Origin of the sequence: Zoogloea sp. (assembly GCF_044344315.1) — a bacterium.
Lineage (GTDB): Bacteria > Pseudomonadota > Gammaproteobacteria > Burkholderiales > Rhodocyclaceae > Zoogloea.
The window spans coordinates 1-23,026 of sequence record NZ_JBIJDC010000074.1; the positions used below are offsets into that span (position 1 = coordinate 1).

The 23,026-nt window shown below is 65.4% G+C and carries 22 protein-coding genes and 1 pseudogene; 8 read left to right on the forward strand and 15 right to left on the reverse strand.

Features of this window, described 5'->3' with window-relative positions; genetic code table 11:
• From ACIQ09_RS15115 to ACIQ09_RS15125, 3 genes and pseudogenes are all read right to left on the reverse strand, one after another.
• Positions 1-1,357, reverse strand: a pseudogene (locus tag ACIQ09_RS15115) (aconitate hydratase B); the annotation flags it as partial.
• A 207-nt stretch (positions 1,358-1,564) separates the two neighbouring features.
• Entirely contained in the window at positions 1,565-1,951 is a 387-nt protein-coding gene (locus ACIQ09_RS15120) for a response regulator (protein WP_398311516.1), read from the reverse strand.
• Positions 1,952-1,970: 19 nt separating this feature from the next.
• Positions 1,971-4,517, reverse strand: coding sequence for a sensor histidine kinase (locus tag ACIQ09_RS15125; protein ID WP_398311519.1), 2,547 nt, complete (start codon positions 4,515-4,517; stop codon positions 1,971-1,973).
• A 202-nt stretch (positions 4,518-4,719) separates the two neighbouring features.
• On the opposite strand from ACIQ09_RS15125, the gene ACIQ09_RS15130 reads away from it, so the two are divergent.
• Together ACIQ09_RS15130 and gstA are read left to right on the forward strand one after the other, a co-directional pair.
• Complete coding sequence (locus tag ACIQ09_RS15130) at positions 4,720-5,106, forward strand: YchJ family protein (RefSeq protein ID WP_398311522.1); 387 nt, start codon at positions 4,720-4,722, stop codon at positions 5,104-5,106.
• 22 nt (positions 5,107-5,128) lie between these two features.
• Positions 5,129-5,737 (forward strand): glutathione transferase GstA, encoded by a 609-nt coding sequence (gstA, locus tag ACIQ09_RS15135; RefSeq protein WP_398311525.1) that lies wholly within the window; start codon positions 5,129-5,131, stop codon positions 5,735-5,737.
• An 11-nt stretch (positions 5,738-5,748) separates the two neighbouring features.
• Here gstA and ACIQ09_RS15140 read toward each other — a convergent pair whose 3' ends face one another.
• From ACIQ09_RS15140 to ACIQ09_RS15165, 6 genes are all read right to left on the reverse strand, one after another.
• Entirely contained in the window at positions 5,749-5,967 is a 219-nt protein-coding gene (locus ACIQ09_RS15140) for an RNA-binding S4 domain-containing protein (protein ID WP_398311528.1), read from the reverse strand.
• Positions 5,968-6,062: 95 nt separating this feature from the next.
• The gene (lysM, locus tag ACIQ09_RS15145) at positions 6,063-6,548 is read right to left on the reverse strand and encodes a peptidoglycan-binding protein LysM (RefSeq protein WP_398311531.1); all 486 of its coding nucleotides are present in this window, start codon (positions 6,546-6,548) and stop codon (positions 6,063-6,065) included.
• A 109-nt stretch (positions 6,549-6,657) separates the two neighbouring features.
• Positions 6,658-6,990, reverse strand: coding sequence for a YkgJ family cysteine cluster protein (locus ACIQ09_RS15150; RefSeq protein ID WP_398311534.1), 333 nt, complete (start codon positions 6,988-6,990; stop codon positions 6,658-6,660).
• A gap of 3 nt (positions 6,991-6,993) precedes the next feature.
• Positions 6,994-7,704: a UPF0149 family protein gene (locus tag ACIQ09_RS15155; protein ID WP_398311537.1), complete on the reverse strand. Its 711-nt coding sequence runs from the start codon at positions 7,702-7,704 to the stop codon at positions 6,994-6,996.
• Complete coding sequence (locus ACIQ09_RS15160; RefSeq protein ID WP_398311540.1) at positions 7,704-8,396, reverse strand: tRNA (guanine(46)-N(7))-methyltransferase TrmB; 693 nt, start codon at positions 8,394-8,396, stop codon at positions 7,704-7,706. Before ACIQ09_RS15160 ends, ACIQ09_RS15155 begins: the two co-directional genes overlap by 1 nt.
• Positions 8,397-8,405: 9 nt before the next feature.
• Positions 8,406-9,380, reverse strand: coding sequence for a tRNA dihydrouridine synthase (locus ACIQ09_RS15165; protein WP_398311543.1), 975 nt, complete (start codon positions 9,378-9,380; stop codon positions 8,406-8,408).
• 169 nt (positions 9,381-9,549) lie between these two features.
• Between ACIQ09_RS15165 and ACIQ09_RS15170 the strand changes: the two genes are divergently transcribed.
• The 3 genes from ACIQ09_RS15170 (at position 9,550) to glp (ending at position 12,929) form a co-directional block, all read left to right on the forward strand.
• Positions 9,550-10,887, forward strand: coding sequence for a TAXI family TRAP transporter solute-binding subunit (locus ACIQ09_RS15170; protein WP_398311546.1), 1,338 nt, complete (start codon positions 9,550-9,552; stop codon positions 10,885-10,887).
• Positions 10,888-10,960: 73 nt separating this feature from the next.
• Positions 10,961-11,572: a xanthine phosphoribosyltransferase gene (xpt, locus tag ACIQ09_RS15175; protein WP_398311549.1), complete on the forward strand. Its 612-nt coding sequence runs from the start codon at positions 10,961-10,963 to the stop codon at positions 11,570-11,572.
• A 103-nt stretch (positions 11,573-11,675) separates the two neighbouring features.
• A complete protein-coding gene (gene glp, locus ACIQ09_RS15180) occupies positions 11,676-12,929 on the forward strand; it encodes a gephyrin-like molybdotransferase Glp (RefSeq protein ID WP_398311552.1) in 1,254 nt (417 codons plus the stop codon).
• Here the strand turns inward: glp and ACIQ09_RS15185 are convergent.
• From ACIQ09_RS15185 to ACIQ09_RS15205, 5 genes are all read right to left on the reverse strand, one after another.
• Complete coding sequence (locus ACIQ09_RS15185) at positions 12,905-13,918, reverse strand: CapA family protein (RefSeq protein ID WP_398311555.1); 1,014 nt, start codon at positions 13,916-13,918, stop codon at positions 12,905-12,907. The genes glp and ACIQ09_RS15185 overlap by 25 nt on opposite strands.
• Positions 13,915-14,331, reverse strand: a complete 417-nt coding sequence (locus ACIQ09_RS15190; RefSeq protein WP_398311558.1) for a hypothetical protein — start codon at positions 14,329-14,331, stop codon at positions 13,915-13,917. The genes ACIQ09_RS15185 and ACIQ09_RS15190 overlap by 4 nt, the downstream gene beginning before the upstream one ends.
• The gene (gene rmuC, locus ACIQ09_RS15195) at positions 14,328-15,764 is read right to left on the reverse strand and encodes a DNA recombination protein RmuC (protein WP_398311561.1); all 1,437 of its coding nucleotides are present in this window, start codon (positions 15,762-15,764) and stop codon (positions 14,328-14,330) included. Before rmuC ends, ACIQ09_RS15190 begins: the two co-directional genes overlap by 4 nt.
• Before the next feature lie 29 nt (positions 15,765-15,793).
• Positions 15,794-18,292 carry an ABC transporter permease gene (locus ACIQ09_RS15200; RefSeq protein WP_398311564.1) on the reverse strand — a complete coding sequence of 833 codons (2,499 nt, stop codon included), beginning with the start codon at positions 18,290-18,292 and terminating at the stop codon, positions 15,794-15,796.
• A gap of 63 nt (positions 18,293-18,355) precedes the next feature.
• Positions 18,356-19,528, reverse strand: a complete 1,173-nt coding sequence (locus tag ACIQ09_RS15205) for a M20 aminoacylase family protein (RefSeq protein ID WP_296403408.1) — start codon at positions 19,526-19,528, stop codon at positions 18,356-18,358.
• Positions 19,529-19,625: 97 nt separating this feature from the next.
• Here ACIQ09_RS15205 and ACIQ09_RS15210 point away from each other — a divergent pair, with 97 nt between their 5' ends.
• From ACIQ09_RS15210 to ACIQ09_RS15220, 3 genes are all read left to right on the forward strand, one after another.
• Positions 19,626-20,546: a histone deacetylase gene (locus tag ACIQ09_RS15210; protein ID WP_296403410.1), complete on the forward strand. Its 921-nt coding sequence runs from the start codon at positions 19,626-19,628 to the stop codon at positions 20,544-20,546.
• A 30-nt stretch (positions 20,547-20,576) separates the two neighbouring features.
• Complete coding sequence (locus ACIQ09_RS15215) at positions 20,577-21,419, forward strand: AAA family ATPase (RefSeq protein ID WP_398311569.1); 843 nt, start codon at positions 20,577-20,579, stop codon at positions 21,417-21,419.
• Positions 21,420-21,484: 65 nt separating this feature from the next.
• Complete coding sequence (locus tag ACIQ09_RS15220; protein WP_398311572.1) at positions 21,485-22,663, forward strand: VWA domain-containing protein; 1,179 nt, start codon at positions 21,485-21,487, stop codon at positions 22,661-22,663.
• Positions 22,664-22,665: 2 nt separating this feature from the next.
• Here ACIQ09_RS15220 and ACIQ09_RS15225 read toward each other — a convergent pair.
• Positions 22,666-23,026: MBL fold metallo-hydrolase (locus ACIQ09_RS15225; protein WP_398311575.1), on the reverse strand; the 361-nt coding region annotated here is incomplete at its 5' end.

Here is a 23,026-nt window from a genome sequence, read left to right on the forward strand (position 1 = left end):
AGGCGGCGGTGTGGCAGAAGGACTGCATCACCAGATCGGCGGAGAAGCCGAGGCAAGCCAGGTCCTTCAGCTCGTCGCGGGTCATCGGGCCGGTGGTGTCCTGGGAGCCGACGGTGGTCATCTTGGGCTCGCAGTAGGTGCCGGGCAGCACGCCCTTGCCTTCGGGCAGGCCACAGGCACGGCCGACCATCTTCTGGGCCAGGGAGTAACCGGTGCCAGCATCGGCCGGGTTCTGCGGCAGGCGGAACAGGGTGGACGGGGGCAGACCCAGGGCTTCACGTGCCTTGGTGGTCAGGCCACGACCGATGATCAGGGGAATACGGCCACCAGCACGGACTTCGTCGAGGATGACGAGGGTCTTGAGCTGGGATTCGGCGATCACGGTGCCGTTCTTGAGGGCGGTGACCTTGCCGGAGGCTTCGTCCACCTGCAGTTCGATCTCGTCGCCCATGTCCATCTGGCCGGCATCGATCTCGATGGGCAGCGCGCCCGCATCTTCCATGGTGTTGAAGAAGATCGGGGCAATCTTGGAGCCCAGGCACACGCCGCCAAAGCGCTTGTTCGGAACGAAGGGAATGTCTTCGCCGGTGAACCACAGCACGGAGTTGGTGGCGGACTTGCGGGAGGAGCCGGTACCGACCACATCGCCGACGTAGGCGATCAGGTTGCCCTTGGCAGCCAGGCCTTCCAGTTGCTTCAGGGGGCCGCGGGCGCCTGCCTCGTCAGGCTCGATGCCCGGACGCGGGTTCTTCAGCATGGCCAGGGCGTGCAGCGGGATGTCGGGGCGGGACCAGGCGTCCGGCGCGGGCGACAGGTCGTCGGTGTTGGTTTCGCCGGTGACCTTGAAGACGGTCAGCTTCTGGCTGGCGGGAACGGCGGGACGGGTGGTGAACCACTCGCCGTCGGCCCAGGACTGCAGTACGGACTTGGCGTTGGCGTTGCCCTTGTCGGCGAGTTCCTTGACGTCGTGGAAGAAGTCGAACACCAGCAGGGTCTTCTTGAGGCCTTCGGCAGAGGCAGCGCCGGTTTCATCATTGGCCAGCAGGTCGATCAGCGGCTTGACGTTGTAGCCGCCCAGCATGGTGCCCAGCAGTTCGGTCGCCTTGACCTTGGAAACCAGCCCGCAGGCCACTTCACCCTTGGCAACCTTGGCCAGGAACTCGGCCTTCACCTTGGCAGCGTCATCGACACCGGCAGGAACGCGGTAGGTCAGCAGCTCAACCAGGAAGGCTTCTTCGCCGGCCGGCGGGTTCTGCAGCAGTTCGACCAGGGCTTGGGTTTGCTGCTTCGACAGGGGCAGCGGCGGGATACCGAGGGCAGCGCGCTCGGCAACATGCTGGCGGTAGGCTTCAAGCATGGGTAGGTCCTTCCTAGACGGTGGTTACATGACAGGTTAGCTGACGTGCGCGACCGGCCGTTTCGGGCCCGGAGCGCCTCTCCCGAATGGACTGGCACCTTGTTCTGATGTGGCGGTGCCAAGTCTTATATATATTATATTTTATTTCTGTATGGATTGTGCGCCTGCACAATCCATAAATCCCGCAAACTCGACGTCCCCTGTCCTTCAGGACTTGAGATAGTCGGCCAGCACACTTTCGACCGCCTTCAGATTGATCGGCTTGATCAGGAGGTCGTCAAAGCCGGCCTCAACGAGGCTCTGCTTTTCCTCGGGAAGTGCATGCGCAGTATAGGCGATGATGCGCAAGCCATTGAACTTGACGTCGGCCCGCAGGCGAGCGAGAACCTCCTCGCCGGACATCCCGGGCATGCTGATGTCGAGCAGGACGATGTCGAAACGCTCGGCAGAAAGCCGGGCCAGGGCAGCCGGGCCATCCTCGGCCTCTTCGGAGCTCATGCCCAGTCGCGTCACGAAGGCAACGGCCAAGCGACGATTGATGGCATTGTCGTCAACGACAAGCACCCGTTTTTTCTCTGCGGAGGAATCGCTCATGGAATGGAATTCAGGTGTTTTAGCTAGGTTGCCCATCGACCGGGAGTAAAAGGGTGAAGGTTGAACCTTCGCCCACGCGGGACTCTACGACCAGATCGCCCGACAGCAGGTGCGCGAGCTCCCTTGCCAGGGCCAGGCCAAGGCCGGTACCACCCTGCTCTCGGGTCACGAATTGGTCCAATTGACGGAACTTCTCGAAAATGTGCTCGTGCGCTTCGGGGGGGATGCCCCGTCCGGTGTCCGACACGGCAAACGCCAGACGCTTGCCTTCCTGCCGGACGTTTACACCAATGCGCCCATTGTCAGTGAACTTGATCGCGTTGTTCAAGAGGTTGTTGAGAATCTGACGTACCCGCTGCACATCCATGTCGATACATCGAGGAATGCCCTCCTCCACCGTCAGCTCCAGGGTGAGCCCCTTGGCCTGGGCATGGGCGCGGTGGGTATTGGCGATCTCGGTCGCCAGGCTGACCACATCCTGAGACTGCCATTTGAGCTCGATCCGGCCCGCTTCGATCTTGGCCAGATCCAGCAGGTCATTCACGATATCCAGCAGATGCTGGCCTGAGCTATGAATCGTCGCGGCGAACTCTTGCTGCTCCGGATCGGCCAGATCGAGCTGGAGAAGCTCCGAATAGCCCAGAATGCCGTTGAGCGGTGTGCGCAGCTCATGGGACATATTGGCCAGAAAGTCCGACTTGAGCTTGTTGGCTTCCTCGGCGCGGGCCCGCGCCTCCTCTGAACGCTTGAACGAGACCTGAACCTCGTCGGCCATGCTGTTGAACGAGCGCGCGAGCTGCCCCATTTCATCATCCGATTTGACCTCCAGGCGGTGGGACAGATCCCCTTCCTGGAAGCGGCCGAGGCCATGGATCATGTTGGTGATGCGACGGGTGATGAACTGAGCCATCCAGATGGCCACAACAATCACCAGCGCGACCATCAGGAGGGTGGACAGACTCAGGGCCGCGGCGGTCTGGGCCAGGTTGTGTTCGATGGCATCCAGCAAACCGGCACGCTGCTCCTGGAAGGTCTTGTCCCGCTCGGCGATGGTCAGGCCGATGCGCTTGGCGGATTCGGTGGCGGCCCGGTGGAAATCATCCACGTTGGCGCCGATCGTCACAAAGCCGAAGCCCCTTCGGGATTCGCCGTATTGCCCCGTGTAATAGGGAATTGCCGCAGCCGTGGTCAGCTTCCACAAGCCGGAGAAGAAGATGACGAAGGAGCCGGAGCCGCCCTTCTCGGTCAGCTGGTTCCAGCCCGCACACTGGGGCGAGAAGTTGAGATAGCGGCAATCGAGGGCCACGGTACCGGCCTTGACCAAGGCACCGGCAGGCTTCTTTTTGAGGGACTGGTTGTCAAAGGCCGGCACTGTCTCCAAAAAATCCCGCGACGACTTTCCCGATGCCTGCCACGCATCGTAAAGGGACTGGTCCAGCCACGGTGTCACCGGGTCGCCGGTGGCCGGGTCGTAGCCGGGGATGAAGTAGTCACGCGGATGGGAGATTGCCCGGCTACGGTGATCCCACATGAAGGCATAGTTGCCAACGATGGCGTCGTTGATCGGGGTGTAGCGCGCGTCAGTGGGGCTGATGCGGTCGGTGAACTGGCGGATGTGGTCATGATCCAGGGCCAGGGTCACGTAGCCCACCACGGCCCCGCCGCGCACCACCGGCGTGGCCCAGCGCACGATGGCTCGGAAGGGCTTGCCGACTGGGTTCTCGGTGCCTGCGTACGCCGACTCTTCCGGCTTGAATTCAACCCCGGCCTTCTCGGCGCTGGCCGGCAGGTAGGGGCCGATCACCCGGCTGCCCACATAGGCGCCGATGACCTCCGACACGTAGATCTCGCCGGGCTTCAGCTTGCGCAGTTCCGGCCAATAGCGCTCGGCCTTGAGGAAGGTCTCCGAGTGGCGGCTCACGTCCCGCAGCTCGCGGGAGGTCAGATCGCCCTGGGTGACCTTCACCTTCTCGCGCCCCTGCAGATTCACAAAACTCATCTCGACAAAGAGCGGCCGCTTTTCACCATAGCCGACATACTCGGGCGGGCGGGCGCTGAAGGCCTTGGCGTTGTCGGCCTGGGCCTGCGCGGGATCGGCGGCCAGCGCCTCGTCCCAGGTTTCCGGCGCAGCAGGCTCCCAGCGCTTCTGGTCCTCCGACAGCTTCCAGGGGCCGTGACGGTAGAGCATGCGGGTGCGATTCAGCAGAAAGGCCCGGTAGGCCGCCTCTGCCGGCTCCACCTGGGCGGCCTGGAGCACATCCGAATCGCGATCGTAAAGAAAGGAGGCAACCGCCCGGGCCGTATCGGTGGTCAGGCGCTCGATCCCCTCCCGGGCGCGGTCATCCAGTGCCTTGATGGCGTCGCCGGTGGCTTCGTCATCCACTTCCTTGATGGTTGCAAGCATGGACTCTGCCATTGTCCCGGCCTGGCCGCTCACGGTTTCGCCGAGCTTCTGGGCCATGCTCCAGGCCAGCATTGCCAGCAGGAGCAAGGGCACCACCTTGATCACCACGAAAATTCCGATCAGCTTGCCGCGAATGCCGCCCATCCAGTGCTTGAGTCCCATGGCTCCGTCCTTGGCCGGTCCGCCCCTCCCGGGCACGGAACCGAAAATTGAATGATTCGATGCGCGTCCGCCAGTGAATAACCGGGGCATTGCCCGACACTTATCGGCCAATGCCTTGGATTCTCAAGGGGGGCCGCCAGCAGCTTGATCGAATCGATGCGGAAGACCGAAAATGGGCGCCTTATCCTGCCCTGGTTGTCCGATGCCCTCACCCTGCCCCTGCGGCGGCTCCGCCGACTACACGCGCTGCTGCGCCTCCTACGTGGACGAAGGGCAGCCGGCCCCGACCGCCGAGGCCTTGATGCGCTCGCGCTACACCGCCTACACGAAGGGCCGTGAGGACTATCTCAATGCCACCTGGCACCCGGCGCATCGACCGGCTTCACTGAACCTTGCGGAGGATGCGACGACAAAGTGGCTGGGCCTGGAAATCAGGGCCTGCCGTTCCATCGATGCAAGTCATGCCACGGTCGAGTTCGTGGCACGCTACAAGATCGGCGGACGGGCTTACCGGCTGCATGAAACGAGCCGTTTCGTTCTCGAGGACGGACACTGGCTCTATACGGATGGCGACATCCACCCGAAGTAACCCATCAGGAGGAAGCATAAGAATGAAACTCTATTTCTCGCCCGGCGCATGTTCCCTGTCCCCGCACATCGTGCTGCGGGAAGCCGGCTTTGAGTTCACCCTCGAAAAGGTAAACCTGCGCAATCGCCAGACAGCGTCGGGGGTGGACTACACGACCATCAACCCGAAAGGCTATGTCCCGGCCCTGGACCTGGGCAATGGCGAACTACTGACGGAAGGCCCGGCCATCGTCCAGTATCTGGCTGACCAAGCCCCTGAAAGCCGCCTGGCGCCGCCCTGCGGTACCCTGGAGCGGGCCCGCGTGCAGGAATGGCTGACCTTCATCGGCACCGAGCTGCACAAGAACTTCAGCCCCCTGTTCAACCCCGCCGCGAGCGCCGATGCCAAGGAAGCGGCGCGGGCCAACCTCGCCCGTCGCCTGCCGATCGCCGCCCAGGCGCTGGAGAACCGGCCCTACCTGACGGGCGAGACCTTCTCGGTGGCAGACGCCTATCTGTTTACCGTACTGACGTGGACCGGGCTGGTAGGTGTCGATCTGTCCCCGTGGCCCAGCCTGGGTGCCTACCAGGAGCGGGTTGGCGCCCGCCCCAGCGTGCAGGCCGCACTGGAAGCCGAAGGCCTGAAGCGCTGAACGCCGCCGGGTCAGCCTTCGGTCACAAGCTCGATGGTTTCCCCGGCAAAATCGACCCGCTGGCCCGGGCGCAGTTTGGCCCGCTTGCGGTTTTCGATTTCCCCATCCACCTGCACATCTCCGTCAGCCACACGCTGCTTGGCTTCGCCTCCAGATCCGCACAGGCCCACGGCCTTGAGGAGCTGATCGAGCTGGATGAATTCGCCTTCGACGGGGAAGCGGATGGTCATGGTGACGGGCTCCGGAATGATGCAGTAATACTGCAGGAAGGGCGGATTGTGTCAGAGCTGACACGATCCGCCAATCCGGAAAGCGCCTACACCCTTCAGGAAGGAATGCGCAACTTCTGGCCCGGATAGATCTTGTCCGGGTGGCCCAGCATGGGCTTGTTGGCCTCGAAGATCTTCATGTAGGAATTGGCGTTGCCATAGTAGGTCTTGGCAATCGCCGACAGGGTGTCACCGCGCGCAACGGTGTGGAACTGGGCTTCAGGCTCGGGATTGGTGACGCTGAGGCTGTCATTGACATGCTCCACGCCATCCACGTTGCCGCAGCACAGAAGCACCTTCTCGCGGGTCGCCTGATCGGCCACCACGCCGCCCACCGACACCGTGCTGCTCGTGCCATCAAAGGCCACCGTCAGGCCGCTGGTATCAAAACCCTGGGCGGCAATGTAGGCGGTGATGGACGCAGCGGCCTTCTGGTTCAACTCGGCGAGCTTGTCCTGGGCATTGTCGGCCTTGGCCTGCTCCACATCCTTGCGGCCGAAAAGCTTCTCACCTGCTTCACGCACAAAACTCAGCAAACCCATGAAGTGCTCCTTGTGTTGGTTCGGGGACGTACAGCCTAGCCCCTCGCACTGACAATGGCATCAAGATTTTGTGTCTAACTGTCTCGAATGAAGGCCCGCCGGAACTATGTCACTCGCCCAGGGGTGTCAGGCCGTGGCGACGGCGTGCGCGGGCACAGCCTTCATCACCGATCCCCAGCGCGGCGAAGGGCGCGAAGTCCCGGCACGGGCCGGGACGATTTTCGTAGATCGTGCAGCTCGCCTGCCGCCCAACCTCCCCGACAAGGGCGATGCAGCGCGGCGGCCCCTCATCGGTGCCGCGCATGCGTACCAGGGTGGCGGTGACGGGCACGGTCAGGGCCACCGGTACGCAGCCACCGGGCGTGGTTTCCAGGTCTGCGACATGGAAATCCACCCGGAAGCTGGCACAGCAGGCGCCGCAACTCAGGCAGGGATCAGCCACGGATCAGTTGGCCCCGCAACACTTCTTGTACTTCTTGCCGCTGCCACAGGGGCAGGCCTCGTTGCGCCCCGGCCCGCCCGTCGCAGCGGTAGCGGCGCCCACCGCGAGGGGCTCGGGGGCCGGCAGGCCAAGGGCACGCCAAGCCTGGAACAGATGCTGCACGGCAATGCCCTTCTCCTCCAGGGCGGCGAGCTGGGTCTCGACGTCGGCGGGCACGGCGACTTCTTCCTCGGGGCCGAGAATGGTCTCCAGCAGGGCCTCGGCGATGGTGGTGTCACCCACCTTGTCCGGCCACTCGGACGGCCACATCTCGAAGCCCTGCTCGAAGCCGGTACCCCATTCTTCACCGATGGCCGGATCGTCATCACCGCCCTGGGCATAGCAGAAGGGCTGCCAGCCTTCGGCTTCGCCCTCTTCGTCGCCTTCCTCATCACCGATGGTGAGGACCAGCTCGTTGTAATAGCGCAGCACCAGCTCGATGGCCTTCTGCAGAGTCGCGCCGGAACCGAAGCCCACCTCGCCCTCGTCGGCAGTCCATACCGCGGGCAGCCAGCTTTCCATCGGGATCGGCAGCGGCGAGGTGACGATGGCGGCCAGATAGCCGTCGAGCATCTCCAGGTTCATGCAATCGGCGGGCACATCGTCGGAGACCAGCAGCTCTTCGAGTTGCTCCAGCTCCTCGTCGGAGAGGGGGACGTATTGGGGGGCGTTCATCAGGGCACTTCCTTCAGGGTCGGTTGAGGATCGAACTCCACCACACACCGGTATAGGGTCTGGCCGGAATCCCGGTACTTGCGTTCGAAAGGGGTGAGGGGCGACGGCGCCTCGAAGGCACTTGTCTCCACCTGGCGTCCGGTGAGCAGCCCCAGGGCAAGGGCGAATTCTTCCACGTAAATGTTCCAGTTGCTGCGGCATTCCAACCGACCGCCCAGGCGTGGAACATAGGGGAACACCGGATGCGCGTGCCAGCGTCGCCCCAGGTGGCCAATCTTCGGCCAGGGGTTGGGATAGAGGATGTAATGACGGGCCAGGCGGATGCCGGCCTCGGCCATCAGGCGCCAGTAATCCACCAGGTCGGCGCGCACGAAGACCATGTTGCGCGGCATCAGGGCATCGGGATAGGGCTTCTTGCGGCTCAGGCGGTCTTCCGACTGATCGACGCCGATCACCCAGTGGTCGGGAAAGGCCCGTGCCAGCTGGATCGTGCTGTGCCCCACACCGCAGCCGGCATCGAGGATGAGGGGCGCGTGACCATCCCATCCGGCCAGGCTGGCCTCGAAGGCGGCCTTGTTGTAATCGAGACAGGGTTTGCGGAACGTGCAGCTGGCGTGCTTTGCCACCTGCGCCGCGAGCTGTTCATGAACACCCGGCTGGGCGCTCTCGGGAATCTTGGAGTTGGCGTACATCCGGCAATTCTACGCAGCCGCCCGGAGCACCGGTATGCCGTGGGCGCCCAGCACCTGGCTGACCCGTTCGACATCCCGCTCGGGCCGCACCGCCAGATAGAGCTGCTCCGCCGCGATGAAGTTGCGCCGCAGCAGATTAAGCCATTGCTTCAGGCGGCCCGGCGCATGGCGCGCCTCCACCTTGATCAGCACACGTCGCCAGAACTCGCCGATGAGGGGCTGCAACTCGGCCCATTCCGCATCCCGCTGCGGGGCCTCGACGGCACCGGCACGGATGCGCCGCGCCAGGAAGGGGTCGGCTACCGCGCCGCGGCCGAGCATCACGTCGCTTGCGCCGCTCACTGCGCGGCAACGCCGCCAGTCGTCCTCGTTCCACACTTCTCCGTTGGCCACCACTGGCACCGCTACCACGTCGGCGATCCGCCCCACCCATTCCCAGTGGGCCGGCGGGCGGTAACCGTCGGTCTTGGTACGGGCATGCACCACTAGGCCATCCACCCCGCCTTCAGCCAGGGCGCGCCCGCAGTCGAGGGCCCGGCCGGTGTCGGTGACACCCAGACGCATCTTGGCCGTGAAGGGGATGTGTGACGGCACCGCCTTGCGTACGGCGCAGGCAATGGCATGCAGCAGTTCCGGCTCGTCGAGCAGGGCCGCCCCACCCCGGTGGCGATTGACTGTGGGCGCCGGGCAGCCGAAATTCAGATCCACCCCGGCCGGCGCCAGGCGCACCAGCTGGGCCGCGTTGTCAGCCATACAGGCCGGATCCGACCCCAGCAGCTGTACCCGCACCCTGGTGCCGCTGGAGGTGGCGCTACCGTTGCGCAACTCGGGTGAGAGGCGGGTGAAGGCCCGCAGGGGCAGCACCGTGCCGGAGACCCGCACAAACTCCGTCACCGCATGGTCGTAGGCCTCGACGCGGGTCAGCACCTCGCGGAGCACGTCGTCCGCAAGGCCTTCCATCGGAGCGAGGATGAGGCGCGTCATGTGGGGAAAAACCTTTTCCATTCAAGGCCTGGCCGGGCGCGCAATGTAACGCAGTATGGCGCTGCAACAAAGGACTTTGCGCCGTACCGGGATGCAGGGCGGTAATATCTGCGATCTGCCACCCCCAAGGCGCCCAAGCCACCCCGAATTCGCCGGAGACTCCCGCGCCATGCGCCGTCTGACCCGCTCTTCCAGCGACGCCCCAAGCCGCCGCGATCTGCTGATCCTGGCCCTGCCGGCGCTGATCCTGATCATTGCCGCCTTCGCCCTGGCCTGGCAATTCGTGCGCCCGGCTGCTCCCAAGCGGATCGTGATGAGTACCGGCGCCGCGGGCGGGGCCTATCACTACTTTGGCGAGCGCTACCGGGAGAAGCTGGCCCAGGATGGCATCGAGGTGGAGCTGCGCCCGTCCTCCGGCGCGGTGGAGAACCTGCGCCGCCTCAAGACCGACGACAGCGTGGACGTGGGTTTCATCCAGGGCGGCATCGCCAACGAACCGGAATCGGAGGATCTGGCCACCCTGGGCAGCATGTACCTGGAGCCGGTGTGGGTGTTCCACCGCGGCCCGGCCGACCTGGACCGGGTCGCCCAGCTCCGGGGGCGGCGCATCGCCGTGGGCCTGTCGGGCAGCGGCGCGCAACTGTTCGCGCTGCAGTTGCTGGCGGCCAACGGCTTCGTCACCAACGATCCGAACCTGCGCCCCATCAGCGGCATGGACGCGGTGGAGGCCCTCAAGCGCGGCGAGGTAGATGCCTTCTTCGTGGTGGGCGCACCCCAGGCGCCAGTGGTGAGCGCCCTGCTCCACACCGAAGGCATCAAGCTGCTCAACTTCGCCCAGGCCGACGGCTACGGACGCCATTTCCCCCACCTGGACAAGGTCACCCTGCCCCGCGGCGCCATCGACATCCGAACCGATCAGCCTCCCCGCGACATCCAGCTGGTGGCCGCCACCGCCAACCTGGTGGTGAAGGCCGACATCCACCCCGCCATCGTCACCCTGCTGCTCAAGCACGCCCGCGAGATCCACAGTGCCCCCGGGCTGCTCCAGGCCGCCAACGCCTTTCCCAAGCCCCTGGACCACGCCCTGCCCCTGCACCCCTCGGCCCAGCGCTTCTACGAGAGCGGCCCGCCTTTCCTGCAGCGCTACCTGCCCTTCTGGCTGGCCGTGCTGATCGACCGCCTGTTCGTGATGCTGCTGCCGCTCATTGCGGTGGTGATCCCGCTCTCCCGGGTGCTGCCGGCCCTCTACAACTGGCGCATGCGCTCCCGGGTGTATCGCTGGTACGGCGAACTGAAGTTTCTCGAGGCCGAGATCGACCGCGATCCGACGCCCCCGACCGCCGACAATGTGGCCCGCTTTCTTGCCCGCCTCGACCGCATCGAGGAACACGCCACCCACCGCAAGCTGCCCCTGGCCTTCAGCAATGAGCTGTATACCCTGCGCGAACACATCGCCCTGGTGCGAAGTCGCTTGCGCGCCCTCACGGAAACTGCCACTGGCGCCTGAACGTCCAATCATTACAATCCCGCCTCGGGCCCCGTTCCGACCCGATCCGGCCCCCAAACAATCCTGAGCCCCCATGAGCCCGCACCTCGACCTCACCGCCCCCTACGCCCCCCTGGTCCGCCGCATCGAAACCGAAGCCACTGTCGAGCGCGGCGAAATCCTGCGCATTGACCACTTCCTCAATCACCGCATTGAGCCCGGTTTCATCTTCGAGCTGGCCCACGAGCTGGCCCGGCGTCTGTCCATCTTCCAGCCCAACATCATCCTCACCGCCGAAGCCAGCGGTATCGCGCCCGCCCTGGTCGTCGCCAAGACCCTCAATGTGCCCCTGGTGTATGCCAAGAAGTACTCGCCCCAGGTGGAAGCGCCCTCCATCTCGCGCATCATCCCGTCGCCCACCAAGGGCGGAGAAACCCGTCTGGTGCTGTCCACCCGCTATATCAAACCGGGCCAGCGCATCGTGCTGGTGGACGACTTCCTCGCCAACGGCCGTACCGCCATCGCCTTGATCGAAATGGCCCGGGAAGCCGGCGCCGAAGTGCTGGGAGCCGGCTTTGTGGTGGAGAAGCGCTTCAAACAGGGACGTGAACACATCGAGGCGCTGCAGGTCCCCGTATCCACCCTGGCCCAGGTGGAGCGCCTGGATCAAGATGGGGCCATCCTGACCCAGCCGCGCGAGGCTTGAGCCAGCCCTGTCATACACGCCTGCAGCCCGGCAATTCTGTATCAATGCGAAGCGGGATAAGGCTGTGTTATTAAGGTCCTTTACCCCGCCCCGGAGTCATGACATGAGTTTGGAGACTGGCGCGACCACCGCCCCGCGCACATCGCTTTCAGTCGAGGACGCCCGCCACCGCATCCTGAATGCGGTCAGCCCCATCGATGGCTGGGAACGGGTCGCCATCCGCGACGCGCTTGGGCGCGTCCTGCGGGAAGATGTGATCGCCCCCTTCAATGTGCCGGCCCACGACAACTCCGCCATGGACGGCTATGCCCTGCGTGCGGAAGACCTGCCCGATGGCATCGGTGAGCGGTCCTTCCGTGTGATCGGCAGCGCATTTGCGGGGCGAAGCTTCTCCGGCATCGTCGGCACGGGGCAGGCCGTCCGCATCATGACGGGCGGCGTCATGCCCGCGGGCGCAGACAGTGTGGTGATGCAGGAGAAGGTCAGGACGGACGGAGAGCACATTCTCATCTCCGCCGGGGTTCAGCACGGGCAAAACGTCCGCCGCGCAGGCGAAGACCTGTCTGAAGGCAGCGTGGCGATTCCCCGGGGCAAGCGGATCGGCCCCGCCGATCTTGGCCTCGTGGCCTCCCTGGGCCTGGCCGAGCTGTGTGTCGCCCGCCGTCTGCGCGTGGCCTTCTTTTCCACCGGCGACGAACTTGCCAGTATCGGCAGCCCCGCGGCACCCGGCCAGGTCTACGACTCCAACCGCTACACCCTCCACGGCGTGCTGACCCGCCTGGGTTGCGACCTCGTGGATATGGGCGTGATTCCCGACCGCCCTGAGGCCATCGAAGCCGCCTTCCGCTCGGCCGCTGCGTCGTCCGACGTGATCCTGAGCAGTGGCGGCGTGTCGGTCGGGGATGCCGACTTTATCCGTACGTTGATGGACAGGCTCGGCGAGGTGAACTTCTGGAAGATCGATATCAAGCCCGGCCGGCCCATGGCCTTCGGCCGTATCGGCAACACCTGGATGTTCGGCCTGCCCGGCAACCCGGTGGCCGTGATGGTGACCTACTATCAGTTCGTGATGGACGCGCTGCTGAAGATTGCCGGCGTCTCGCCCCTGCCCGAGCGCCCGCTGATCCCGATGGTGTGCGCCACCGCCATCCGCAAGTCGGCTGGCCGCCAGGAATACCTGCGCGGGCACCTGCTCTGTGAGGACGGCACCTGGAAGGTGCGCCCGGCAGCCGCCCAGGGCTCCGGCATCCTGCGCTCCATGTCAGAGGCCAACTGCTTCATCGTACTGAGGGAAAGCCAGGGCGACGTGGCCCCGGGCGACACCGTGGACGTTCAGTTGTTCGACGGGCTGGTCTGAGGCGGCAGATCGCCCACCGGCACGCCTGCACGGCAGAGACGTGGCTGCTTGTCACCACGCTTGCCGCAGGGGGTCTCCGCCTGCCCTGCCGGTGATGGCAAACCCTCCTCGTCGATGCGGGCCTCCACCGTGTGCCAGGCGCTCACGCCACGCCGGTCGAGTCTCAGGCTGAGCAGCCAGCCTACCCGGGCAGCGGGCAGCTCGAAGCCGTCGAAGACGAAATTCCCCAGGCTGTAGATGATCGGCCGCCCCTTGTAGATCTCGGCCCCCTGGGTTACGTGGGGGTGACCACCGACGACCGCCGCGGCCCCCGCATCAATCATGCGCCGGGCCAGCTGGCGTTGCCGCGCCGAGGGCGCGGGCTCCCGCTCCCACCCCCAGTGCATGAAGGGGATCACCAGGTCGGCACCGGCCTTGCGTGCGGCGCGGATGTCGGACAGCACCTGGCTGTCCTCACTCCAGGCAATGCCCGGGCGGCTGGCTCCAGCCTCGAAGGAGCGAGGTTTGAACTCGTTGTAGCCCAGCACCGCGATACGCAGGCCCTTGCGCTCGACCCACAGGGGTTCATGGGCTTCGGCCAGGTTGCGCCCGCCACCGAAGTAGCGGATGCCCGCGGTCTCCAGGTGACGCATGGTTTCGACAAACCCCTCCTGCCCGTAATCGCCCGAGTGGTTGTTGGACAGCGCCAGGGCCTCGAAGCGGCCCTTGACCGCAGCGAGCACCCTGGGGTTGGCACGGAAACTGTAGATCTTGTTGGCCAGTGGCGCGCCGGTGGTGGCCACCGGGCATTCCAGGTTGCCAATGCGGTAGTCGGCCCGATCCAGAATCGGTGCAAAGGCAGCCAGCGGGTCACGCCCTGCAGCCAGCGCCCTGCCCGGCCCATCGTCGAGCATGATGTCGCCGGCAAAGAGCAGCTCCAGATCGGCGGCCGACGCGAGCGTCGCCGTGGCTGTCAGCAGTGCCACGAGCAGTGTATTGACGGCCTTCATCGCTGCACCTCCCCACGCTGCTCGCACCAGAACTCGAGCTCGCTGTCACGCACCGGCTCATAGACCCGCTGCAGGCCGGTGAAACCATGCTCGCCCCGGAGACCCGGCTTGGGCAGGGCATAACTGGCCTGATGAATGGGCACCGGGCCATGCTCCCTGTCCACGTAGGTGTAGATCCTGACACCCGCGATATCCGCTGGCCGGGCCTGGAACACCAGCCTGAAAAGAAAGTAGCTCCCCACTGCGACAGCCTCAACGCCGTAAGGGCTATCCACATGCGTTGCGCTATGGACCCGGGTCTCGCCGCCATAGGTGACATGGCAATCAATGCGCTGGGCGGCACCGGCGAGGGCCGGCACACTCAAGCCGGCCAGCAGGCAGGCCAGGCCGAAGGGGGTGAACAGCGTTCTCATCGTGCTTCTCCTGCACCGGGCAGTGCCGCGGGAAGTTCATCCAGCTGCGCGGCCTCGATACGCTGGAAATGGGCGCTGATCTTGCGCGACGAGGTCTGCACCTCGGCCACGTCCTCACCCGCCTGGCGGATGTGGGTGGCGAGCTTTTGCATGCGTTCGTCGAAACGGTTGAAATCCTTGGCCAGCTTGCCGAGGGCATCCTTGATGACATGGATCTGCTTGCGCGTTTCCACGTCCTTGAGCACTGCCCGGGCCGTGTTGAGCACCGCCATCAGGGTGGTGGGCGACACGATCCATACCCGGCGGGTCATGGCATAGGCCACCACTTCCGGGTGGTAGGCGTGGATCTCGGCAAAAACCGCCTCGGCCGGGATGAACATCACCGCGCCGTCGGAGGTCACTTCCGGGAGGATGTACTTGCCGGCAATGGCATCCACGTGCTTCTTCACGTCATTGCGAAAGGCCGTCTGGGCGGCGCGGCGCTCCAGGTCGCCCACCTCGCCCTCGAACATGCGGTGGTAGTTCTCGAGGGGAAACTTGGAGTCCACCACCACCATGCCGGTGGGCTCGGGCAGGCGCAGCACACAGTCGGCGCGGGTGCCGTTGGGCAGGGAATACTGGAAGTCGAAGGCCTCGGGCGGCAGGGCGTTGCGCACCAGGGCTTCCAGCTGAACCTCGCCGAAAGCACCCCGGGCGCGCTTGTCGCCGAGCAGCTCCTGCAGGCTGACCACGTTGGTGGTCAGATCACCGATCTTCTTCTGGGCCTCGTCGATGGTGGCGAGGCGGGCCATCACGCTGGTAAAGGTCTCGTTGGTCTTGCGGAAGCCTTCGTCGAGCCGCTGGTTAACGTGCCCGGTGATGGCCTCGAGCCGCTCGCCGACAGTGCGGTTCATGGCTTCGATGCTGTGGGTGAGTTGCTCCGAGGCGGCCTTGAGCCCGCCCTGCAGCAGCTCCCGGTCGGCACGGGCGTGTTCAGAGAGGGTCTTGAGCGTTTCAGCCATCATCTCGCTGCGCAGCTTTTCTTGCCCCGCGGCGATGGCGCCGGCCAGCTCGGCCAGGCGCAGGGCGGTGCCCTCCTGGTGCTTGCCGAGCTGCCCGACGAAGGCCAGGTGGAGTTGCTGGAGGGCGTTCCGGGAGGCCGCCTCGCCGCCTTCAAGGCGCTCACGCAGGCGATCGGTCTCGCTCGCCACCATGTCCATCACCCGATCGCTGGCCGTGGTGGAGGCAGCCTGCAGCTCACGCACGAAATGCAGCTGCTGGTGCCCGAAGAGGCTCTCGAGGCGGGCGCCGAGCTCCTCGGCCAGCGTCTCGCGCCCGTGCTCCAGCCGGCGCAGCCTGAGGATCAGGTAGACCAGGCCGGCGAAGACCAGGACAAGGGCGGCAAACAGCCAGGGGATAAGGGCAGACAGAACAGGGGCGGACTCGGAATTCATCGCCGAAGTATACCGCCCTCACCTGTAAATTAGTTCAGCGCCCGCAGGCTGACAAGGGGCGGCTGGGCCAGCAGGTGGCGGGTGCCCACCCAACCGGCCAGGGTCACCACCAGCACGCCGGCCAGCGCACCGACACCCAGCGGCAGCACACTGGGCACGTAGGGCAGTTTGAACACGAAATGCCCCAGGGCCCAGCCGATACCCGTGGCCCCAGCCCCGGCCAACACACCGGCCACGAGGCCAAGCACCGCAAACTCGGCCAGCAGGGCCGACCTGAGCTGGGCGTTGCGTGCCCCCAGGGTACGCAGGATGGCGAGTTCCTTTTCACGCTCGTCGTGGGTCGCCTGTAATGCCCCGAAGAGCACGACGACGCCGGCCACCACCGCAAAGCCGAACACGAACTGCACCGCAGCGATGAGTTTCTCCACCATGCCGCGCACCTGGCCGACCACCGCCGCCACGTCGATGACCGTGAAATTGGGGAAGGCGGCGACGATGCGGTTGGCAAACTCCAGCTCCGATGGAGGCAGATAGAAGCTGGTGATGTAGCTCGCAGGGAAGGATTCGAGCATGCCCTGCCCGGCGATAACGAAGAAGTTCACCCGCATGGAGTCCCAGTCGAGCTTGCGCAGGCTGGTGATGCGCGCCTCGCTACGGGTGCCGGCAATCTCGAAGGTCAGCAGGTCGCCCATGACCAGCCCGAGGGTCTGGGCCAGGCCCTGCTCCACCGAGAACTGGGGCGTGGTGTCGGACCCATGCCAGCGCCCGGCAGCGACACTGTTGCCATCGGGCAGGCGGGTGTCGAAGGAGAGATTGAAGTCCCGGTCCACCAGGCGCCGGGCCCGATCCTCAGTGTAATCGTCGGGCCCCACCGGGCGGCCATTCACCGCCACCAGGCGACCACGGATCATGGGCTGCAGTGCGGGCTCCCGCCGACCTGCATCCTTGAAGAACTGACGCACGCCCTCCACCTGATCCGGCTGGATGTTGATGACGAAACGGTTGGGCGCATCTGCGGGGGTGGCCTGCTGCCAGTTGGTCAGCAGATCGCCCCGCACCAGGGTCAGCAACAACAGGGCGGTCAGGCCCATGCCCAGGGCCAGCACCTGCACCAGGCTGGCCACTGGCCGGCGGCGCAGGGAGGCGATGCCATAGCGCCAGCCACTGCTGGCCACGCCACGCACCCGGCCCAGGGCCGCCAGTACCAGCCCGCCCACGGCGGCATAAAGAGCGAAGGCCAGGGCAAAACCGCCCACCACCCAGGCACCCAGCAGCCAATCCCGGGCAATCCCCACCAGCAGACCGGCAAGCAACAGCGCGCCGATGGCCCAGGCCACGCCTTCCCGGGCAGCCATGCCGTCCCATTCGCGGCGCAGCACCCGCAAGGTGGGCACCCGGCCGAGGCGGATCAGCGGCGGCAGGGCAAAGCCAAGCAACAGGAGCATGGACACCGCAAGCCCGTGCAGCACGGGCCAGAACCCCGGCGGCGGCAAGGGGAAGCCCACCAGCTCGCCCAGCAGGCCGTTGAGCACGAATTGCACGGCGAAACCCAACGCACACCCCGCCACCCCGGCCGCCAGGCCGAGCAGGGCAAACTCGCCGATGAACATCGCCATGAGCTGCGCTTGCCCGGCGCCCATGCAACGCATCACGGCGCATCCATCCAGGTGACGCTCCACGAAGCGCCGAGTGGCCAGCCCCACCGCCACCGCCGCCAGCACCACGGCCAGCATTGCCGCAAAGCGCAGGAAGCGCTCGGTACGATCAAGGATGGAGCGCACTTCGGGACGGGCGTTGTCCACCGTCTCGAGAGTCTCGCCCCGCTTCAGGCGAGCCTTGGCCCAGGTTTCAAAGGCGGCGATGTCCCGGGCATCACCTGCGAGATGCAGCCGATGGAAGGCGCGGCTGCCGGGCTGGATGAGCGCGGTGGCAGGCAGATCGGCTGCGTTGATCACCAGCCGCGGCAGCAGGCTGAAGAAGTTGGCGCCCCGGTCGGATTCGAAGGACAGCACCGCGGCCATGCGCAGACGCGAGGCACCCAGCCCCACCATGTCGCCAGGACGCGCCCCCAGGGCGCTGGCCAGACGCTCGTCCAGCCACAGCTCGCCGGGGGCCGGAATGCCCGTCGCCGGGGCATCGGGCTGGTTGAGCCCGGGGGCGATGCGGATCGTGCCGCGCAGGGGATGGCCGTCCTCCACCACCTTCACGCCGGCCAGCTGCGCACCTTCGGCGGTGCTCGCCATGCTGGTGAAGGTGCTGGACACCACGGATTTCAGGCCGAGCCGGCTGGCTTCGGCCCGGTAGGCCGGGTCAAGGGCATGGTCGGAAACCAGCACCAGGTCGCCACCGAGAAGCTGATTGGCTTCACGCCCGAGGGCCTGGGCGACCCGATCGGTGAAGAAGCCGACACTGGTCAGGCTGGCGACGGCAATGACCAGGGCGACCACGAGCAGGCCGAGTTCGCCGGCCCGCAGGTCGCGGCGCAGCATGCGGAAGGACTGGGAAAGGGCAGGCAGGAATTGCTTCATGGGGTCTCAGGCAGCGCCACCGCAAAAAGATTCCGGCCGAGGCCGGAATCTGCTGCCACCGGCTCAGGCTGCAAGCGCAAGCCAGCGCTGCACCAGCCGAACCCAGTAGGCCACACCGAAGGGAATCGCCGAGTCGTTGAAGTCGTAGTGGGGATTGTGCAGGGTGCAGCCCCCCTCCCCCGGCCCGTTGCCCAGCCAGATGTAGCAGCCGGGCTTCTCCTGCAGGAAGTAGGCAAAATCCTCGGCGCCCATGCTGGGCTTCGGATCAATACTCACCTTGCCCTCGCCGCACACTTCGGCTGCCACCCGGGCGCAGAACTCGGCCTCGGGCACGGTATTGATGGTCGGGGGGTAGCCGCGCCGGTAGTCGAAGTTCACATTGGCACCGAAGGCCGCGCCCACCCCGGCGCAGACGCGCTGCATGGTGTCTTCGACCATGGCCTCAACCTCCGGCCGGAAGGCCCGCACGGTGCCACTGATGCGGGCGATGTCGGGGATCACGTTGTAGGCGTCCCCGGCATGGAACTGGGTGACCGATAGCACGGCTGCGTCCTGGGGGTCCCGGTTGCGGCTGACCACGGACTGCAGGGCCTGCACCAGCGCGGCGCCAGCCAGTACCGGGTCGATACCCTGGTGGGGCATGGCGGCATGGGCACCATGGCCCTTGATCTCGATGTCGAAACGGTCGGCGCAGGCCATTACGGGGCCGCGATGCACGGCGATCTCGCCGAGGGGCAGGCCGGGCCAATTGTGCAGGCCGAACACGGCTTCCATGGGAAAACGCTCGAAGAGGCCATCGGCGATCATCGCCGGCGCACCGCCCTCCCCTTCTTCGGCGGGCTGGAACAAAAACACCACGGTGCCGTCGAAATCCGGGTTCTTGGCCAGATGCGCCGCCGCCCCCAGCAGCATGGCCGTGTGGCCGTCGTGGCCGCAGGCGTGCATCCGCCCGGGGTGGCGGGAGTGGTGGTTGAAGTCGTTCTTCTCCTGGATGGGCAGCGCATCCATGTCGGCCCGCAGGCCGATGGCGCGGCCACTGGTGCCGGCCCTGAGCACGCCGACGACGCCGGTCTTGCCCACCCCGGTGTGGGTTTCGATGCCCAGGGCACGCAGGCGCTCAGCCACAATGGCAGCGGTGCGGTGCTCCTCGAAGGCCAGCTCCGGATGGGCGTGGATATCCCGGCGGATGGCGGTGATTTCGGCGTGATCGGCCCGCAGTTTTTCTAGAAGGTGCATGATGCGTCCCGACGATAGGCGGCCCCGGCGGCCGTTATGGAGAAATGATAGCAGCGGGGCACGCCCCCGCTCCACCGCAAGAAGCAGGCTCAACCGAATGAAACTTTTCTACGCCGACCACTTCGTGTTGCCCCTCCCCGAGGGGCATCGCTTTCCGATGGAAAAATACGCCCGCCTGCGGGAGCGCCTGATGGGCTCCGGTCTGTTCGGGGCCGATGACTTCCATGTTCCCGAGGCCGCCAGTGATTCCGAGCTGCTCCGCGCCCACGATGCCGGCTACGTGCAGCGGGTTGTCCGCGGCACCCTGGACAAGAACGACATCCGGCGCATCGGCTTTCCCTGGTCGGAGGCCATGGTGGAGCGCTCCCGGCGCTCTGCCGGCGCCACGCTGGCGGCCTGCAGGGCGGCGCTGGAGGACGGTTGCGCCGCCAACCTGGCCGGCGGCACCCACCACGCCTTCCGCGACCGGGGCGAAGGCTTCTGTGTCTTCAACGACGCTGCCATCGCCGCCCTGGCCATGCGCGCCGAGGGCCGGGTCGAGCGGGTGGCGATCATCGACTGCGACGTGCATCAGGGCAACGGCACCGCCGCCATTCTGGCCAACCGGCCGGAGTGCTTTACCTTCAGCATCCATGGTGCCCGCAACTACCCCTTCGACAAGGAGTGCAGCGACCTGGACGTGGAACTGCCCGACGGCACCACTGACGACACCTACCTCACCGCCCTGCAGGCTGCCCTCGGGCCGGTGTTTGCCCGGGGAAAGCCCGACATGGTGATCTACCTGGCGGGCGCCGACCCCTACGAGGACGATCGCCTGGGCCGGCTCAAGCTCACCAAGGCCGGTCTGGCCGAACGGGACCAGCTGGTCTTCGACAAGGTCCGCCAGCGCGGCCTGCCCATCGCCATCGCCATGGCCGGCGGCTACGCCCGCAACATCGACGACACCGTGGAAATCCACACCAATACGGTATGCGCGGCTGCACGCCACTTCCGTGCGCGTCAATCTGCCTCGCTATAATCAGGACAAAACCCCTACAAGGATTCCCCGATGCGCTTCGAAGGCTCCGACAATTACGTCACCACCCCGGATCTGATGCTCGCCGTCAATGCCGCCATCTGCCTGCAGCGCCCGCTCCTGATCAAGGGCGAGCCCGGCACCGGCAAGACCATGCTGGCCGAAGAGGTGGCCGCCGCCCTGGGCATGCCGCTGCTGCAGTGGCACATCAAGTCCACCACCAAGGCCCAGCAGGGGCTGTATGAATACGATGCCGTGTCGCGCCTGCGCGATTCCCAGCTGGGTAACGACAAGGTCAAGGACATCTCCAACTACATCGTCAAGGGCACCCTGTGGCAGGCCTTCGAGGCCGACGTGCCCACCGTGGTGCTGATCGACGAGATCGACAAGGCGGACATCGAGTTTCCCAACGACCTGCTGCGCGAGCTCGACCGCATGGAGTTCCACGTTTACGAGACGCGCGAGACGGTCAAGGCCCGCCACCGCCCCATCGTCTTCATCACCTCCAACAACGAGAAGGAGCTGCCCGACGCCTTCCTGCGCCGCTGCTTCTTCCACTACATCAAGTTCCCCGATCGGGACACCATGCAGCGCATCGTCGATGTGCACTTTCCCGGCATCAAGCAGGCCCTGCTCAAGGAGGCACTGGAAGTTTTCTTCGGCCTGCGCGAAGTCCCCGGCCTGAAAAAGAAGCCCTCCACCTCCGAGCTGATCGACTGGCTCAAGCTGCTGGTGGCCGAAGAGATCCCTGTCGAAGCGCTGCGCTCGCCGGACCAGAAGGCCAGCATCCCGCCCCTGCACGGCGCCCTGCTGAAGAACGAGCAGGACATGCATCTCTTCGAGCGCCTGGTGTTCATGGCCCAGCGCAACCGCTGAGATGCCCTGGTCGACGCCCGCGGGCGAATGAATTCGCCCCTACATCCTTCCTCCCGGACAGAGTCATGCTGATCGACTTTTTTCTGCACCTCAAGGCACGCAAGCTGCCGGTGTCCACCAAGGAGTTCCTGACCTTGCTGGAAGCCATCCAGGCCGGCCTCGCGGGTCATAGCATGGAGGACTTCTACTTCCTGGCACGCAGCAGCCTGGTCAAGGACGAATCCCATTTCGACCGCTTCGACCAGGCCTTCGGGGAGTACTTCAAGGGCATCGAGAGCATTCCCGGCCTGGAAGTGGATCTGCCCGAGGAATGGCTGAAGGCCATGATGCAGAAGCACCTGACGCCGGAGGAGAAGGCGAAGCTGGAGAAGCTCGGCTGGGACAAGCTGATGGAGGAGTTCAAGAACCGCCTCAAGGAGCAAAAGGGCCGTCACCAGGGTGGCTCCAAATGGGTGGGTAGCGGCGGCACCTCGCCCTTCGGCAACAGCGGCTATCACCCGGAAGGCATCCGCGTCGGCGGAGAATCAGCCGGCAACCGGACCGCAGTGAAGGTCTGGGACCAGCGGGAATATCGCAACCTGGACGATTCGGTAGAGCTCGGCACGCGCAACATCAAGGTGGCCCTGCGTCGTCTGCGCCGCTTCGCCCGCCAGGGCGCGCCGGATGAGCTGGATCTGGACGGCACCATCACCGCCACGGCCCGCAATGCCGGCTACCTGGATCTGCAGATGCGGCCGGAACGCCACAACGCTGTGAAGGTATTGATCTTCTTTGACGTGGGCGGCTCCATGGACGACCACGTGAAGGTCTGCGAGGAGCTGTTCTCAGCCTGCCGCACCGAGTTCAAGCACATGGAGTACTTCTACTTCCACAATTGTGTGTACGACCACGTGTGGCGGGACAGTGCCCGGCGCCACTCGGAGCGCACGTCGACGCTCGACGTGATCCACAAGTACGGGCCGGAGTACAAGCTGATCTTCGTGGGGGATGCCACCATGAGCCCCTACGAGATCCTCCAGCCCAACGGCTCCATCGAGTACAGCAACACCGAAGCCGGTGCCGTGTGGCTACGCCGCCTGGCTGACGCCTACCCGTCCATGGCCTGGCTCAATCCCGAGGCGGAACGCACCTGGGACTATCGCCAGTCCATCGGCATCATCCGGCAGATCCTGGGGGAAAAGATGTTTCCCCTGACCCTGGATGGCCTCACCCGGGCCATCAGCCACCTGTCACGCAAGCATTAGACTCAGGGCACCCGGTAGTTTTCCTGGGTCATGATGTCCACACCGCACTGGAGGTTTTCGATCCAGTCGAGGAAGCGATTGACCATCACCTTGCCCTCGAAGCGGCAGCCGTGCTGGGGCACGATCATTTCCACATCCAGTTGGCGGACCATGTTCACCCAGAAGCGACAGATCTTGTTGGAGATCATGTAGCGACGGTGGAAGCCGGCCATGGTGATCACATGGTCGTCGAAGTCGGTTACCGGCTTGGCTGCCTGATCATGGTCGACCAGTGATGCGCCCATGTCACCGGAGAACAGGATCTTGGACACCGGGTCGTAGAACTGGAAGTTGCCTTCGGAGTGCATGAAGTGGGCCGGAAGA